Genomic DNA, 15,940 nt, shown 5'->3' on the forward strand with positions numbered 1-15,940 from the left:
GCTCGTTTATGTCGGCAATGTCGGTACAGGCTTTTCGTCCAAACTGGCTCGCGACCTGAAACAAAAGCTCGATACTATGCGCATCGACAAGCCAGCGGCGTCGGTCAGGGGTAAGACACTGGTGTTTACGGAACCAACTCTCGTAGCTGAAGTCGTATTCAGCGGGTGGACGCATGATCGAAAACTGCGTCACACATCCTTTAAGGGGCTAAGGGAAGTTGCTGATAGCGCTGAAATCTACAGGATTGACCGGAACTAATGACTTTGATGAGAGTTGGACCAGCGTTGTCCGGCAGACATCACACGCACCTGGCAACAGAGGCTCGGATGTTTCATAGGCTTCCGAGCCTCACCTAACTGAGTTCCGAGAGGTTCGGGAGACTGTTGCTGTGGGCGCTGAGCCTCACCTCTTCCACAACAGAACTTCGTGCCATATCGTACAATACGGAATTACGGAGCCGCGAGACGGTTTTAGGCTTCGTCGGAGATGTAGGCCTCTCCTGACAGAGGCTCGTCGCAATCCCCCCTTGGGACACCCGGCGACGGGCCTCACTTTTTATGAGTCCAATGAACAGGAACAGAAAGTATGACGCCCATTCCAGCTGATCTGCTTTCAACCGCTTTCATTATGTTTCCATTAACGGCCATTGCCGTCGTCGTGGCCGTTTGCGTATTTTTTATAGTGCGGCGCCGGATGCCATGATTAAAGCGCGTTCACGCGATGGTGAGCGAAATTAGATCGATATGTTTATTTACCCGAATCGGGGGCGTCTCTAGCTTCCGGTGCGGAACCTAGGCGGGAGGACCTCACTCCGATCTTCCAACAGTTGATAGGAGTAAGGCCGTGGCATTCCCGCAATCGAAGAGAACATTCGTGAGGCGGTTCCACGCTTAGAGCCCCTAATTGGCGATAAAGCGCTGACGAAGAAAGCAGACTGCTTCTTTTTCACGCGTCAGCAAATTTGAGCCCTGATCTATCGGTTTTGCGTTTCCGATAGATTGGGCTTTATTTTTTCAGGGCTTCAGGTTCTTGGAACACAATTGCCGAAATCGCTGTTGTAGCCAGGTCGTCTCGCGAGGGACGGCAGAGGCTCCGGCGTCTGTCATCCGAGCCCAAGGAGGGGCGTCGGGCCTCACCTAGCTCATTAGAATTAGTACCGGAGCGATCTTTCATCAAACACGTTGGACCCTAGTCGGAGAGCTCACGAGCTCCGGCACGAGGCCCGGCGAACCACCGCCCAGTGAACCCCGCGTCGGGCCTCACTGAATCTTAACCACATGACATTCCGCCTGTAGAGAACGAACCGGTTGCCGGCAAGCCGACGCGGTGGCAAAAGGGCAAGGCGTGGCAGCGGACGCAGAACTCCCTCGGAATAAAATTTTTTACTTGCGGCGCGAATATTCATCTCAAGATTGTAGGGTATGCAAGGGTGCTCGTGACGATTGGTGAGTGATCGATTGCGCATCATGCCAACCCTGTGGCAAAGGTACCTTGACCTCGTGCGTTATGGTCACATGTTATGGGTCGGTACGTAATGGATTGATCTTTATTGCGCTTCGTTGTTCGTGATGAACAAAACCCCGCGCGTCATTTGCCACCAGAACCTTGAATTACATCGACAAGGTCACTGATCTTGTTCCTCCATTACAAGAAACTCCTGCCGCAGGTGTGGTCGCCTTTAAATCAGAGCAGTCAAGCAGACCGCGACTACGTCGATGAACCGGAAGCTAGGCTAAACCAATGGCATAAGAACAAGCCCGGGCATGGGGCTTGCTCTCGGATATAGTAATATAATGGGATCGTTATCCTCCCCTTACCTGATCAATTCGATCTCGCCCGGCTTCCAGGTCTTGTTGAACCATGACTCCAGCGGACCGTAGAGGCGAAGGATCATGAACCAGCCCTTGCTGGGAATCGTTTGCACCCAGTTGTTCTCCATACCGGCCGGGGCCTTGGGTCCAAAGTAGACATCCACCGAACCATCCGCATTGACCTTGACCCCCTTGTTCTGGCTACTGACACTGGGGGCTTGCTGGTCGGTTTGAACCATCGAGCGGGTCTGGTTGTCGTAGACGATGACCGACCAGAAATCTTTGACCGGGATATTTGGCGGCAGGCGCATCTTGTAAGTCTTGCCGCCATCAAAAGGATTGCCCTCCGCATCCTGAACCGACCAGGGATATTGCGAACCCTGGCCCACCATCTTCTCCTCCATCGCCGGTGTGACGCCGATGGCAAAGTAATAGTAGAAGACAGCACCATCCAGGTTGCTGACACCGGGCGCCGCCTCGAACTTGTAGCCGCCGAAAAACGGCAGGCGCCACGTACTGTCCGGATAGAAATACGCATCCTTCGCGCGAACCTTGAAGGCGATTGTCCGTGCCGTGACGGCGCCGATGTTGGCGGCGTCGGTGAGGATCTTCTTCATCCGTTCATCGGGATTGAAGGGCTGGCCCTTGACGATGCCGATCGAGGCGAACAGACCCAAGGTGGTGGGATCGGAACCGTCCGCCGGCTCTTCCTGGATGACCTGGTTCAACAGGCTCCAGAACGAGTAGTCCCCCGGTGCGACGAAGTTTGATGGAATCCCGGAGGCATTGACGAATTTCATCGGCGGCGGGTTGGCGGCTTCGGCCAAGGAATAGATCCGCAGGTTCTTCTTGACGGAGTCAACCCCAGGTTGGGTGGAGCCGTCTACAAGGAAAGCACGAAAAACGAGGTAGCTGCCGAAGGTGCTCGGCCGCACGACGTGATACCCCGATGGGATGTCGCCCTTGAATCCAGGCGGCAACAGGAGGTACTTGCCGCCCTCGCCCTTGTCGGCCCCGGTGAACCCGATGTCGGCCACCCACTTGTACCAGAAGTCATCGACCATCCCCAGCACCTTGGGCGGAATCTCGGCCACCAACGGTCCCTTGCTCGTGTCAACCCAAACGTAGTTGTAGATCGTGTTGTCGTTGGCCGTCAGCTCTACGGTCCTCGGATCGACCAGATTTTCCCAGATCACGTCGGTCTGGTTATCGGGCCCGAACTTGCGTATCGAGTCGCGCATGCCGGCCTGATTTACGATCGGAATCGCTAGCAGATAAGCCTGTAGCGCGCGCGAACGGTCCAGGTTGTCGTAGATTTTGTCAACGGTATCTTCAGAGGGATAGCCATAGTTCAGATTCAGCGTCCCTATCGAGGACTCGATTTTGTCTGGCACGGCGACGCCCGGTGCGAAAGGTGTCGTCATTTTCATCTTCGGCGCCGTCTCGGCGGAAGCGGTGCCCAAGCCCATCAGCACCATCGCGGCGGTCGCGCAAAGCAGTCTCGTCATGCGTATCATTACTCTCTCCTCGTTGGCGGCGCATCATCCATCAGGCAGTGGCGATAAAGAAGTACGTAACTGTTAAACTGCTCTTCTGTGCTGCCGCCACCCTTTCCCGCACCTACAATCCTTAGTGCAGTGAAGCCTATTGCAGTGCCGCTCCTGCGGGGAGTATCTTACGGTAACCTACGACCGAGATTACCCCGTTGCCGGGGCGACTTGAGGCACTACACATGATGCCACTGGAATGAGTTTCAACTGGTCAACGTCGGTCTCGTTGTTACAAATAAATGCCACGCCTCATGAACAGCACGTCTTTGCTCGAAGAAGTCAGAACGCTGGTACGCTCTCGATGTTGCGCTGCCGACAACGTGACCGAGGCAGCGTTGCATGAGCTCATCCGTAAAACCGCCCTGCTCGACGCCCCACACAGCGAACGATGTGCGGAACCCATGACACGTTGCACCGTCCGGTATCAGATCGTCAAATGCGTGCTCACTGATGGGACGACCTTCGATCTTACCCGGGAAGACATAATCATCGTTGCCACAGGGTGCGATAAGAGCGTGGCATGTCTCATCAATCGGGATGCTGTGCTGCTTGCGCGTCTTGTATCGCTCTGCGCCAATAACGATCCGATCAGCCTGCACTTCATGACCTTTCAGTTCTCGTATCTCACGCGAGCGACAAGCGGTTAAGATCGTGAGTTTCAGCATGCGACCTGCGAGCGTGTTTGGCAGCGCTTGGTAGAATGCCGGAACGTCAGCATAATCCATTGCTGGATGGTGTCGTATACTCGCGCGTCCTTGCGGTAGCAGGTGTTGAATGTGTCCGCGATAGCGTGCGATGTTCGGGGTCGATGCGCGATGCCCTGATACGGTGGCGTAGTCGATGACGCGTTCGATCATTGACCGCGCAAACTGCGACGTGGGGGTACCCCATGTAGGGCGTAGGGCAGTCACAACGTCATTCGTTGACACGATATCGATTGCGATGGGTGACAGGGTTGCGAGATGACCTGTCAGGTACGAGCGATACCGCGCCGCGACACCAGCTGACCAATGTGCCTCGTTAGCCTTGACCCATAGCTCCGCTACCTCTTCGAAGGTCGGCACAACATCCGCAATCTTGTGCTTGTCGGCTAGAGGGTCTATGCCATTCAAGCGTAGATCACGTGCGGCCTTCGCTTTCTCGCGTGCGCTGGCGAGCGACGTATCGGGATACGCGCCCAGCCCCATCTCGCGACGTTTGCCGCCATTCTGATAAATGAATAACCAGCTCCTGCTCGACCCCTGAACCCGAAGGTACAGCGATCCGCCGTCGCCATAAATGCCTGTCTTAATCGTCGCCTTCTTGAGCCACGTATCTGTCAATCTGTTAAGTGTACGCGCCATGTAATTGGATGTCCTTATGAATGCTGCGCTTTCATAATAGGATTATGGTTGTCCCTAAAACAAGGAAGCGTTTACCAGTGTGCAGCGATGTGCATCAAATGTGCAAAGATGCAATAAAATCAATGGTCTAGATGTGTCCTGTATGTCGAGAAATGTGCGGGAATGTGCATCCCAAAATACTGAATGTTGTAAATTCGCAACAACGATTTCAGAACCCGCAGTTCGATAGTGGTTAGATTTTGCGCGTGTCAGCGAACGGGAATATGCATCGGTTGGGGACATGAGCTTGTGACTTATCTTTTTTACCGGAGATCGGAAATGAACATCAAAAGCTTCCTCCTCGGCTCGGCTGCTGCCCTCATAGCGGCATCGAGCGCGCACGCTGCAGACGCGGTGGTCGTGGCAGAGCCCGAGCCTGTTGAATACGTGAGGGTATGTGACGCCTATGGCGCTGGCTTCTTCTACATCCCAGGAACTGAAACCTGCCTGAAGATCGGCGGCTATTTGCGTTACGACGCAGCCGCTGGTGACAATGTCTATACCGGTGGTCCTGTAGGCGGCGAGCACGACACCTGGAGTAAAAGCACTCGTGCCGAGCTTCGATTTGACGCGCGCTCCGAAACCGAACTCGGCACATTGCGCTCCTACATTGACGGTCGCTTCCAGTATACCGATGGCGAGGACGATGGTGCTACTCTTCATCAGGCCTACATTGAGCTCGGCGGCTTCCAGATCGGTGTCAATGACGCTATCTTCGGTTCATGGGTCGGCTATGCTGGTGATATCGTCAATGATGACGTGATCCAGTATGGCAGCGATAGTTTCTCCAGCAACGAGATCAGCTACACCTACAAGGCTGGCAATGGTTTCTCAGCCATCATTGCCGCTGAACAGGGCTCTACGGAAGGGGGATACGATTACACTATCGACGACTACATGCCCCACGTTCTCGCAGGCGCGAAATTCGAACAGGGCTGGGGAACGATCTCCGGCATTATCGGCTACGACTCGGTGCAAGAGGCCATTGGCGTCAAGGCGCGTCTGGACGTGAAATTCACGGATACGATCTCAGCCTGGGTAATGGGCGCTTATCAATCCGATTACGACCCGGATTCATTCGTGACCAATACCAACAAAAACTGGTACGGCCTGTGGGAAGGCGACTGGGCAGCCTGGGGCGGGTTCGCCGCCCAGGTTTCTGACAAGGCGACGATCAACGGTCAGGCGGCTTATGAATCCGAAGGCACGTATGCTCTCGCCCTCAACGTGGCTTACGAACTTGTTCCAGGTTTCACGATCACGCCTGAAATCAACTATACCAAGTTCGACGGTGCCCGTAAGGATGAGGCCCTTCTTGAAGGCGGCAGCGATGACGCGTTCGGCGGCATCATCCGCTTCCAGCGCAATTTCTAGAAGTTGAATAGCTTGAAATCCGGAGGGGGTGCCTCCGGATTTCTGCTAAAACTGAGTTAAATCTGTTCCGAGACAGCAGCAAACGCTGCAGATTTTTTCAGGACTGCAACGAACTCGTTGCCAGCGACCGAAACCGCTCCAGAATTGTCGATCATAATCGCACCTGCCGGATCGCACGGATTGGGAGCAGCCCGCATCAGACGGCGCTGGATTTCAGTTGCATCTTCGCGTCCGCGTGAAGCTAACCTTTTTGCCAGAACCTCATGCGATGCGGTGATATGCACCACGATAAAATTGGCGTAGGCCGCACGTAGTGCGGGCAATACACCGCGCGAGACATTGGCGATCGCTACTGCCCCGCGCTCGATCTCGTCGTCAACAGATTTCGGCAAGCCGTAATGTAGGCCGTGCGCCTCCCAGAAATGTGAAAACTGTCCTGCCCGCTTTGCCTCCAGGAATTGTTCTTCGCTGAGAGTGTCATGATCTTCCGCATCTATCGACGACGGACGGGTCACGACACGGCGAACGAAATGGTAGCCCGGCTGTTCGTTAAGCTCGGCGCGAGCGAAATCAATGATCGTGTCTTTCCCTGCCCCGCTCGGCCCGACAACGGCAACGAAGACACCATTGCGCAGCGGTGCAGATGCGGGATTGAGCGCGCGCTCGATCATTCCCGCCATCATACGACCCGGCGGCCTTCCCGCCAGACCGTACGCACCACTGGGATGTGTTCGTCGACACGCACCCGCACGAGATCGGCGCGCCTGCCGATTTGGATCACACCGCGATCCTCGAATCCGACAGCCTCTGCCGGGTTTTTCGTCACGAGACGCACGGCATCCGGAAGCGTGATTCCGTCGACAGTTTCCCCAAGAAAAAAGGTCGATTGGATCAGACTGAACGGAATGTAGTCGGACGATAGAATATCAAGGTGGCCGTGTTCGACCAGTTCGCGTGCCGATACATTTCCTGAATGCGAACCGCCGCGCACCACATTCGGCGCGCCCATCAGCACTGAAAGTCCGGCCTGCTTTGATGCAGCGGCAGCTTCGAGCGTCGTTGGAAACTCCGCCACATGAATGCCCTGCTCGACCGCTTCATCCACGTGGGCACGCGTCGCATCATCGTGGCTGGCAAGAACAATTCCGCGCTCGCGGCAAAGATCGGCGATGGCCTTGCGCTGCGGCCCGGAATTCTTCGCTGATTCCGCCATACGTTTCTCGCAGAACGCGTTGAATTCCTTGTCCGAAAGCTTGAGCTTACGCTGGTAATAATAGGCATAGGTTTCAAGACTGACGAACTGCCGCTGACCCGGCGCATGATCCATCAGGGACGCCAGGCGGACACGGCTGTCATTGTCGAAGTGGGCGAAGCCTTCAAGGCAATCAGACGCCGATACCTCACAGCGCAAATGGATGTAATGATCGGCTCGCAACCGGCCCTGCTCCACACTATCTTCAATTGCATCGGCAAGCTTGCGGCTTTCATCTGCCGACATGTCCGCATCCTCATCAAGCCCGACCCGCAGGGCATCGAAAACCGTGGTAATACCCGATGCAGCGATTTGCGCATCATGCGCGAGCACTGCCGCGATGGGATTCCAGCGCACCCGCGGACGCGGCATATAGTGCCCCTCGAGGTGATCCGTATGCAGTTCGATCAGTCCGGGAATAAGGTAGTCACCTCCAAAATCCTCACCCTGAGAAACCGAACCTTCCGAGATGTCGGCGATCTTGCCATCTCTGATCACAACCGTCCCGGAGATGACGTCATCCTCAAGGACGATTTTTGCGTTGCTCAAGATCAATTCGGCAGACATTAGAGCTCTTTCTGGCCATATTGGCCGTATTCTGTTTCTCGACTGACGAGACGATCCGCGCGGAAGGTGGCGGGGCCGATGCGGGACATCGGACGAAGCCGCCTGACAAAGCGGGTGTCCGTCAGTCGGAAACCCGAAGGGACGGGGCCTGTTGCGCCAATATCTACGCCAAGCCCCTCGCCCGCACCCAGAGTGCGGGTCTTCGTGTCTTTGCTTGATCTTGTCACAACAGGCCTCCGTCAGAATAGGTCAATATGGTCAGAAAGAGCTCTAGGCGGTCTTTCTTCGGTTGGTTCCTGCAAGCGGATGCAGCGAGTGTATTTCAAAGGGGAAACCGGGTTCGGCTTCGGTAAAAAGCGCGAGATTGTTGATCTCAACAGGCTCTTCCAGAACCGGTTCAAGGAACTCGCTCAAAATCCGTTCGATTTTGGGGCGGTCGCGCTCCGGTACAATATCGGTAAGCGTCATGTGGAAGCGAAAATCCTCAAAAACATACGGATAACCCCATTGTTCGAGATTTCGCCGCTGCGACACTGTCATTCTGTCTGGATTACGCCGTTTGATTTCCTCATCAGTTGGAGGAGCACGGAAGCGGTCGAGCGCGACAACAACGTCGTTCGCCAGTTGGTTGAGGCGCGCCACCGGCTCTTCCGGAACCAATGCAAAAAATCCGTCAAGGTTGGCGATCTGTAGTTTCGGAATCTCTACTGGATCCATGGATGAAGAAAAATGCATGAGAGCCGACAAAAGCTCTTTTTCCTCAAAGCCCTCGGCAAGACGGAACGGAGCTTTTAAAGTACCATGGAAGCCATAGCGACGTGCCGATGACGTCAAGAGCGTGAAATCCTCATGCGCCAGGTCGCGGATCTGCGGCGGCCTCACGGGCTGACCGGTAAAGGCATTTCGGCCAAGCCAGTTCGCCGCGACTTTCAGAAGCGGGTCACTTGATGGCGGCGTGAAATAGATCGCATAGCGCATATTGATTCCTCCGGAACACTCTCGCGTTACGCTCCGATTATGACAAGCCTTTGAATGCTGTCATATTAATAGTCCCTGCCTCTAATGCTGTGGCTTGCCGATCAGCCGCGATCGCAGCGCATTGGAGATGCTGTCAAAGATAAACACAACCAACAGGATCAAGAGGACCATATAGGCGACATTTTCCCAATTCTTGTTGGTGCGCATCGCTTCCCAGAGCTTGAGACCGATACCGCCAGCCCCGACCGCACCGATGATAGTCGCGCCGCGAATGTTTGATTCCCATTGATAAAGCGTCTGGCTGATCATGACCGGCACCACTTGCGGCATGACACCGTAGCGCTGGACCAGGACATGGTTTGCACCGGTCGATTGCACACCTTCGCGCGGCTTGTCGTCGATGTTTTCAAGTCCCTCGGAGTATATCTTGCCGAGTGTCCCGGTCTCCGTCAGGAAGATCGCAGCACTACCCGCAAGCGGACCCGGTCCAAATGCACGGGTAAAGAACAAGGCCCAGATCAGCATGTCGACCGAGCGCAGAAAATCAAAGAAACGCTTGAACGATTGATTCACAAGGCGGCTTGATGTGATGTTGCGGGCGGCAAGAAATGCCAAGGGAAAGCTGACTACTGCACCCAAAATTGTTCCAAGGAACGCCATGATGATGGTCTGCAGGAGTTTGACCCAGACATCCCCGTGCTGCCATTCGCCATTGTTAAGGAAGTTATCGATGGCCAGCGACAGGTTTGATCTTCCAGGCTCGATCTGGGGGCCGGTCGTGACGAGGCTCATCACCTCGCCGATCGATTTTCCAAAAAAGGGTGATTGCGGATCGAAGATGAAATTGGCCCAGCCAAGGAAACGTTTGCGGATCTTGACGCGGTCAGCCTCGACACGGACTTCTCCTGCAAAGCCCATATCCGCGACGACATCTTCATCATAGACGCTGACCCAGGGTGGTATGTTTCCTGAGACGGTAGGCTTTCCGCCCGATAGTTCCACTCGCACGGATTCGCCATGTGCCGTCAGCGTTGCTTCGGTGTCGCTAAAAGTCACTGCCCGGCTCGGTCCACGAATTTCAACGGTCACGGTTCGATCGCTGTTTTGCTTCACCCAATCAGGGTTTGGGTCATTACCCAATGGTGAAAATCGCGGATATTTCGGGGTGATCGTGTCGCCTTCGAGCCGAAATTCAGCCTGGACGTCATAGCTGACCCATTGGCTCAGATAAATCCCCACGCGCTCCCAATGGCCTTCCGATATGGCCTTGGGTATCTCGAAGAACCAGACTGCGTAGATACCGTAGAGGAATAGGCTGATAACCATCAGCAAAGGCGCGAAGCGCTTGAAAAAGGAGCGCTGAAAGACCTCAGGATAGCGCTCCTGGATTGATTCTGCCTGGCGTGCATCGATAATGGTCATGGCATCCTCAATGCTTCAGAAGGAAGGCGTTTTCGCCAACCAGCCGGCGTCGCAGCCAAGCGGAAAACTGATCGACGGCAAAGATGGTGACGAACAGCAGCAACACCAGCGCCAAAGTTTTGGCACCGAAGCCGCGTGAGATTGAAAGCTTCAATTCTTCACCTATGCCGCCTCCGCCGACGGCGCCAATGATGGTCGAGGCACGAACATTGATTTCGAGCCGCAGCAGTGCATAGGACATGAAGTTTGGCAGTACTTGCGGCAAGGCAGCAAACCGGACCCGTTCCAACCAGCTGGCGCCTACAGATCGCATGCCCTCATCCGAGCGCATATCGACGTTCTCGATAACCTCGTAGAAAAGCTTTCCAAGCGCACCGATGCAATGCAGGCTAATCGCGATTATCGCCGCGATCGGTCCGATTGAAAGAATAGCCGAAAACAACCCTGCGATGACAATCTCCGGAAAAGCCCGGAGAAATTCCATGAATCGTTTGACTGCGATGCGCAGTGGATTGGACGGAGTAAGATTGCGCGCAGCCATGAAGCTGAGTGGGACCGCAAAAATAAACCCGATAATGGTGGAGACCAGTGCCACATTGAATGTGATAATCATCAACTCGAAATATTCGGGAATATAGAAATCGCCCCAGATATAGACCCGGCCGAGATCAAAATTAAACTCCTGGCCACCCTTGTCGTTAGGGCTTGCGATATCGAACAGTGCCCGCCACACATCGCTCCAGTCCTTGGGCACGAGCCAGCTGAGAAAATCAAAGAGGTGGGGGAGACGATCGAAAAAATGGCCCGCATTGCTTTCGTCGGCAAAACGAACGGAGCCTACGAACCCGATGAACAACACGAGCAAGCCGAGGCCCGTATACATCCGGCGACGTGCGACGACCTTGCGCCACGACTCGGCTATGTCGTGCGAACTTTGCAGTTGCGGTTGAGAGTCGGCAAACGTCATGAGTTGATCCGCATGGAGCGCACAAGAAAAAGGGTGGCCGTTACCAGCCACCCCGTGATTGATCGCAAGCGTTAGCCGCCGATCGCGTTTTTACGGATGTCGATGACCGCGTTGTAGAATTCGGGTTTCACCGGCTGGTAGCCCTTGAAGTCACCGCCTTCTACAGCTTCGAAGCACTTCTTGTCGGTTGTTGGCAATTTCATGAAGAAATCGGCAAGCTTGGCGTGCCATTCATCACCAATACCGTTGCGAACAACCAGCGGGCCGTTCGGGATCAGAGGCGAACGCCATACTTCGACCAGCAAGCTAGGATCAACGGCGCCCTTGTCGACTTCCTTGCGGAACGTGCCGGAGGTGTAGCCATCCTTGAAATCGCCGAGACCGGAAGAATCATCCACCGCAACGTCGACCTTGCCGTCATAAGCAGCAAGAAGATTGTTCTCGTGACCGCCATTGAACTGGGTCTTTGCGAAGAACTTGTCGTTCGGCATGCCAGTGGTCTTGGGGATCTGGGTCAACGGAACGAGATAGCCGGAAGTTGAATCCGGATCGGCGTAACCGAGGGTCTTGCCCTTGGCGTCGGCAATCGTCTTGATACCAGAATCCTTACGGGCGAGACCGATGGAATAATAACCGGTCGAACCGTCTGTCTGCTGTGTAGTGAGGATCGGCGTAACTGCCTTGGGATCCTTGATATAGACTGCGGCATAGCCGGAAGCGCCAAGTTCGGCGAAATCAAGTGTGCCGCCGAGCAGACCCTGGATCACGCCGTCGTAGTCAGCAGCGGGAAACAGCGAAACCTTTTCAAAGCCAAAAGTCTCTTTGAGGTGGTCGGCAAGGCAACCGAAGTTCCGCAGGCGGTCGGTTTCATTCTCGCCGCCGAGGATGCCGATGCGGAATTCCTTGAGGTCTTCAGCGCGGGCCATTGTGCCGGTAAGCATCGCGCTGAGCGCGATTGCGCCTAGAAGGGCTTTTTTGAACGACATGGTTCTCTCCTGTCAAACGTCCAATGAGTTTGTGATCGGTTTCGTATGGGCCCGTAACGTGGGCAAGACGATCTTTTTACGCTCAACGCGCGGCCAGAATGGCCTCCAACTCCGGGATTGGCTTCTGTGGACCGCGTACGATACTCGTCGATGTAATTGCTTCTGAAAACGCATCCTTGAGGCCATCCGCACCGTAAATGCGGCGGGCGGCCAGTTCAGTCAGATCATCCGGACCGCCGTCGAAAACAATCTTGCCGCCCTGCATGCCTATGATCCGGCTGCAAAAATGCCGGGCGGTATCAAGTGTGTGCAGATTGGTGATAACAGTCAGGCCTTCCTTCTCATTGATATCGCGTAACGACTCCATGACGACCTGCGCATTGCGCGGGTCGAGCGAAGCGATGGGCTCATCAGCAAGAATGACTTTCGGATTCTGCATCAACGCGCGAGCTATGGCGACACGCTGCTGCTGCCCTCCGGAGAGTGTGCCTGCGCGTTGCAGGGCGGTCTTGGCGATATCGAGCCGATCGAGAGCAGCGACCGCCATGGCGCGCTCATCGTTGGAGAAGATGCCGAGGAGACTTTTGATCGTCGAACGATGGTTCAGGCGACCAAGAAGCACATTGGTAAGGACATCGAGACGCGGCACAAGGTTGAACTGCTGGAAGATCATCGCGCAATCACGCTGCCAATTGCGCAGGTGCGAACCGCGCAGCTTGGCGACATCGGTTCCCTCAAACAGTATCGAGCCTTCGGAAGGATCGATAAGCCGATTGATCATACGCAGCAACGTCGACTTGCCTGCGCCCGATCGGCCAATAATGCCGACCATCTGGCCCTGCGGAATTTCAACATTGACGTTGTCGATGGCGATATTGCTGCCAAAGCGCCGCGTCACGTTTTCAATCTTCAGCATTCGTCAATCCCTTTTGGCCGCTGCTTCGTCCTAGAGGGATTGTGTGAACCTGCGATGGCAGTTTCATTTCAGTTGCGTGACAACTTCGGATTGCTTTCTCAGGCTAGGTGTTATCCACGGAAAACCCACCTGGACGGTGCAAAAGAGAACGGGAGCGGCACACAAATTTGCGTGATCCGCTCCCGAAAAACCGATGATTTAAAATCGAATAAAGCCCAAAGGTGGAATTATGCCGCTACGCCATTCGGTACACAAAACGCCGTGACATCGATGATCCTGTCGGCTACAGCTTCCCGCACATCCTGGTCGTGGAAGATACCAAGCATCGCCACGCCCGTGTCCTTCTTCTGCTGGATCATAGAGACCACCACATCGCGGTTCTTGGCATCAAGCGACGCCGTTGGTTCGTCGAGAAGCAGGATCGGATGATCCGTGATGAAGCCGCGGGCAATATTGACGCGCTGCTGTTCGCCGCCCGAAAATGTCGCTGGTGGCAGTGACCACAGCCGTTCAGGCAAATTGAGTCCGGCCAGCAATGATCCGGCCTTGTCGCGTGCGTCTGTACGATCAACACCGCGTGCAATCAGCGGTTCCGCGACAACGTCCAACGCCGAAACCCGCGGTACCGTGCGCAGGAATTGGCTGACATAACCGATCATGTCGCGACGGATGCCCAGCATCGTGCGCGGATCGGCGGCCGCAACGTCAACAAGCCGATCGCGGTAAGGAACAATGATCTGACCGCGATCCACGGCATAATTGCCGTAGACCATTTTCAGGATCGAGCTCTTGCCTGCTCCGGAAGGCCCGCCGAGGACTGCGCACTCGCCCGCCTTGATGGAGAAGGAGACGTTTGCCACCACTGGCAGACGGATACCATCGCGCAAATGCATGGTGAAGCTCTTGGCGACGTCGGAAACAACGAGAGGTGTTGGCATGATTGTCTCCTAGACTTGCAGGATGGAGGAAACGAGAAGCTGGGTGTAAGGCGCCTGCGGATCATCGAGAACGCGATCCGTGAGACCCGTCTCGACAATGTGACCATCCTTCATCACCATCATCCGGTGCGAGAGCAAACGCGCCACAGCAAGATCATGTGTGACCACAATCGCCGCCAGACCGAGATCGCTAACGAGACCACGGAGCAGATCGAGAAGTCTTGCCTGGACCGATACATCAAGACCGCCTGTTGGCTCATCCATGAAGACGAGCCGCGGATTGGTGACCAGATTTCGCGCGATCTGAAGGCGCTGGCGCATACCGCCGGAAAAAGCGCGCGGTTGATCATCGATACGGTCAGTGGCAATCTCGACACGGCCGAGCCAATCGGTAGCGGTCGCGCGGATCTTGCCATAGTGCCGGTCGCCAACAGCCATCAGCCGTTCGCCGACATTGGCGCCGGCAGATACGGTCATTCGCAATCCATCCGCTGGATTCTGATGGACGAAGCCCCAATCCGTACGCATCAGAAAGCGCCGCTCCGCCTCACTCATGCGGTAGAGATCGCGGAACTGGCCGTCACGCATCCGATACTCGACCGAACCCGTGGAGGGTGCAAGGCGCGTTGCCAGACAGTCCAGCAGCGTCGTCTTGCCTGAACCTGATTCGCCAACGACTGCGAGAACTTCGCCTGGCCACAACTCGAAGGCCACGTTTTGGCAGCCGATCCGGCTTCCGTAGAATTTCGAAAGCGCTTTGACTTTCAGGAGTGGTATATCGCTCATTCTGCTGCCTCCGCAGGATTGGCCGAGAGATGGCCACGATGGCCCTCCGCCTGCCGATCCTCACAAAAATCGGTATCCGAGCAAACAAACATGCTGCCGCCTTTGTCATCGAGAATGACTTCGTCGAGATAACTGCCTTTGGCGCCGCACAGCGCGCATGGCTCAGAGAATGTCTGAATCTCGAATGGATGATCCTCAAAATCCAGGCTGACAACTTCCGTATAGGGTGGAATGGCATAGATACGCTTTTCACGCCCGGCGCCAAATAGTTGCAGTGCTGGAGATTGATGCATCTTTGGGTTGTCGAATTTTGGTGTGGGCGATGGGTCCATCACATAACGACCTTCGACCTTCACCGGATAGGCATAGGTCGTGGCAATGCGGCCGTGACGCGCGATGTCCTCATAGAGTTTCACATGCATCAGTCCATATTCTTCAAGCGCATGCATCTTTCGTGTCTCGGTCTCGCGCGGCTCAAGAAAACGCAGCGGTTCCGGGATCGGCACCTGATAGACGAGCGTTTGCCCAGCTTGCAGCGCAGTTTCGGGAATGCGGTGGCGCGTCTGGATGATCGTCGCCTCCGTCGTTTTTGTAGTCACCCGAACATTGGAAACCTTTTGGAAGAAGGCGCGAATCGACACGGCATTGGTCGTATCGTCGGCGCCTTGGTCGATCACTTTCAACGTGTCATTCGGGCCAATCACCGCAGCCGTCACCTGAACGCCGCCCGTGCCCCAACCATAGGGCATCGGCATTTCGCGCGACGCGAACGGCACCTGATAACCGGGAATGGCAATTGCCTTCAGGATAGCGCGGCGGATCATCCGTTTCGTCTGTTCGTCGAGATAGGCGAAATTATATGTCGCAAGCTGAGAGTGAGATTCGATCATATTGCACCGTTCTGCCGGAGGGAATTTGGTTCAAGGTCGAGGGATTTGGCGAGGCCGATGCCTTCCCATCGGACGATGCCGAAGCCCGAAGGATTTGAGCAAAATTCACCCGGCCTTATC

15 protein-coding genes are annotated in these 15,940 nt (G+C 55.3%); 2 read left to right on the forward strand and 13 right to left on the reverse strand.

Features of this window, described 5'->3' with window-relative positions; all coding sequences use genetic code 11:
* Positions 1–259: ATP dependent DNA ligase (locus LB462_RS12345; RefSeq protein WP_444358588.1), on the forward strand; the 259-nt coding region annotated here is incomplete at its 5' end.
* Between the two features lie 1,555 nt (positions 260–1,814).
* Here the strand turns inward: LB462_RS12345 and LB462_RS12350 are convergent.
* A complete protein-coding gene (locus LB462_RS12350) occupies positions 1,815–3,329 on the reverse strand; it encodes a DUF1254 domain-containing protein (RefSeq protein WP_224508273.1) in 1,515 nt (504 codons plus the stop codon).
* A 236-nt stretch (positions 3,330–3,565) separates the two neighbouring features.
* Complete coding sequence (locus LB462_RS12355) at positions 3,566–4,705, reverse strand: tyrosine-type recombinase/integrase (RefSeq protein ID WP_224508275.1); 1,140 nt, start codon at positions 4,703–4,705, stop codon at positions 3,566–3,568.
* 318 nt (positions 4,706–5,023) lie between these two features.
* On the opposite strand from LB462_RS12355, the gene LB462_RS12360 reads away from it, so the two are divergent.
* Complete coding sequence (locus LB462_RS12360; RefSeq protein WP_224508277.1) at positions 5,024–6,118, forward strand: porin; 1,095 nt, start codon at positions 5,024–5,026, stop codon at positions 6,116–6,118.
* A 56-nt stretch (positions 6,119–6,174) separates the two neighbouring features.
* Here LB462_RS12360 and phnN read toward each other — a convergent pair whose 3' ends face one another.
* The 11 genes from phnN to LB462_RS12415 all read right to left on the reverse strand — a co-directional run bounded on the left by phnN (position 6,175) and on the right by LB462_RS12415 (position 15,820).
* Positions 6,175–6,789 carry a phosphonate metabolism protein/1,5-bisphosphokinase (PRPP-forming) PhnN gene (gene phnN / locus LB462_RS12365; RefSeq protein ID WP_224508279.1) on the reverse strand — a complete coding sequence of 205 codons (615 nt, stop codon included), beginning with the start codon at positions 6,787–6,789 and terminating at the stop codon, positions 6,175–6,177.
* An 8-nt stretch (positions 6,790–6,797) separates the two neighbouring features.
* Positions 6,798–7,937, reverse strand: coding sequence for an alpha-D-ribose 1-methylphosphonate 5-triphosphate diphosphatase (locus tag LB462_RS12370; RefSeq protein WP_224508281.1), 1,140 nt, complete (start codon positions 7,935–7,937; stop codon positions 6,798–6,800).
* Complete coding sequence (locus LB462_RS12375; RefSeq protein ID WP_224508284.1) at positions 7,937–8,164, reverse strand: hypothetical protein; 228 nt, start codon at positions 8,162–8,164, stop codon at positions 7,937–7,939. The genes LB462_RS12370 and LB462_RS12375 overlap by 1 nt, the downstream gene beginning before the upstream one ends.
* Before the next feature lie 43 nt (positions 8,165–8,207).
* A complete protein-coding gene (locus tag LB462_RS12380; protein WP_224508287.1) occupies positions 8,208–8,915 on the reverse strand; it encodes a DUF1045 domain-containing protein in 708 nt (235 codons plus the stop codon).
* Positions 8,916–8,996: 81 nt separating this feature from the next.
* Complete coding sequence (gene phnE, locus LB462_RS12385) at positions 8,997–10,337, reverse strand: phosphonate ABC transporter, permease protein PhnE (RefSeq protein WP_224508289.1); 1,341 nt, start codon at positions 10,335–10,337, stop codon at positions 8,997–8,999.
* Between the two features lie 7 nt (positions 10,338–10,344).
* Positions 10,345–11,304 (reverse strand): phosphonate ABC transporter, permease protein PhnE, encoded by a 960-nt coding sequence (gene phnE / locus LB462_RS12390; protein ID WP_224508290.1) that lies wholly within the window; start codon positions 11,302–11,304, stop codon positions 10,345–10,347.
* 71 nt (positions 11,305–11,375) lie between these two features.
* Positions 11,376–12,290, reverse strand: a complete 915-nt coding sequence (gene phnD, locus LB462_RS12395) for a phosphonate ABC transporter substrate-binding protein (protein ID WP_224508292.1) — start codon at positions 12,288–12,290, stop codon at positions 11,376–11,378.
* 82 nt (positions 12,291–12,372) lie between these two features.
* Positions 12,373–13,206: a phosphonate ABC transporter ATP-binding protein gene (gene phnC, locus LB462_RS12400; protein WP_224508294.1), complete on the reverse strand. Its 834-nt coding sequence runs from the start codon at positions 13,204–13,206 to the stop codon at positions 12,373–12,375.
* Between the two features lie 227 nt (positions 13,207–13,433).
* Positions 13,434–14,144, reverse strand: coding sequence for a phosphonate C-P lyase system protein PhnL (phnL, locus tag LB462_RS12405; protein ID WP_224508296.1), 711 nt, complete (start codon positions 14,142–14,144; stop codon positions 13,434–13,436).
* A 9-nt stretch (positions 14,145–14,153) separates the two neighbouring features.
* Positions 14,154–14,930, reverse strand: a complete 777-nt coding sequence (phnK, locus tag LB462_RS12410) for a phosphonate C-P lyase system protein PhnK (RefSeq protein ID WP_224508298.1) — start codon at positions 14,928–14,930, stop codon at positions 14,154–14,156.
* Positions 14,927–15,820 (reverse strand): alpha-D-ribose 1-methylphosphonate 5-phosphate C-P-lyase PhnJ, encoded by an 894-nt coding sequence (locus tag LB462_RS12415; protein WP_224508300.1) that lies wholly within the window; start codon positions 15,818–15,820, stop codon positions 14,927–14,929. Before LB462_RS12415 ends, phnK begins: the two co-directional genes overlap by 4 nt.
* Positions 15,821–15,940: the final 120 nt, after the last annotated feature.

Origin of the sequence: Phyllobacterium chamaecytisi (assembly GCF_020164455.1) — a bacterium.
GTDB classification, from domain to species: domain Bacteria; phylum Pseudomonadota; class Alphaproteobacteria; order Rhizobiales; family Rhizobiaceae; genus Phyllobacterium; species Phyllobacterium chamaecytisi.

Bases quoted from the DNA above. Each gene is read 5' to 3' on its own strand.
- phnN (WP_224508279.1), bottom strand. From the start codon at position 6,789: ATGATCGAGCGCGCGCTCAATCCCGCATCTGCACCGCTGCGCAATGGT.
- phnK (WP_224508298.1), bottom strand. From the start codon at position 14,930: ATGAGCGATATACCACTCCTGAAAGTCAAAGCGCTTTCGAAATTCTAC.
- LB462_RS12370 (WP_224508281.1), bottom strand. From the start codon at position 7,937: ATGTCTGCCGAATTGATCTTGAGCAACGCAAAAATCGTCCTTGAGGAT.
- LB462_RS12355 (WP_224508275.1), bottom strand. From the start codon at position 4,705: ATGGCGCGTACACTTAACAGATTGACAGATACGTGGCTCAAGAAGGCG.
- phnL (WP_224508296.1), bottom strand. From the start codon at position 14,144: ATGCCAACACCTCTCGTTGTTTCCGACGTCGCCAAGAGCTTCACCATG.
- phnE (WP_224508289.1), bottom strand. From the start codon at position 10,337: ATGACCATTATCGATGCACGCCAGGCAGAATCAATCCAGGAGCGCTAT.
- phnE (WP_224508290.1), bottom strand. From the start codon at position 11,304: ATGACGTTTGCCGACTCTCAACCGCAACTGCAAAGTTCGCACGACATA.
- phnC (WP_224508294.1), bottom strand. From the start codon at position 13,206: ATGCTGAAGATTGAAAACGTGACGCGGCGCTTTGGCAGCAATATCGCC.
- LB462_RS12415 (WP_224508300.1), bottom strand. From the start codon at position 15,820: ATGATCGAATCTCACTCTCAGCTTGCGACATATAATTTCGCCTATCTC.
- LB462_RS12360 (WP_224508277.1), top strand. From the start codon at position 5,024: ATGAACATCAAAAGCTTCCTCCTCGGCTCGGCTGCTGCCCTCATAGCG.
- phnD (WP_224508292.1), bottom strand. From the start codon at position 12,290: ATGTCGTTCAAAAAAGCCCTTCTAGGCGCAATCGCGCTCAGCGCGATG.
- LB462_RS12350 (WP_224508273.1), bottom strand. From the start codon at position 3,329: ATGATACGCATGACGAGACTGCTTTGCGCGACCGCCGCGATGGTGCTG.
- LB462_RS12380 (WP_224508287.1), bottom strand. From the start codon at position 8,915: ATGCGCTATGCGATCTATTTCACGCCGCCATCAAGTGACCCGCTTCTG.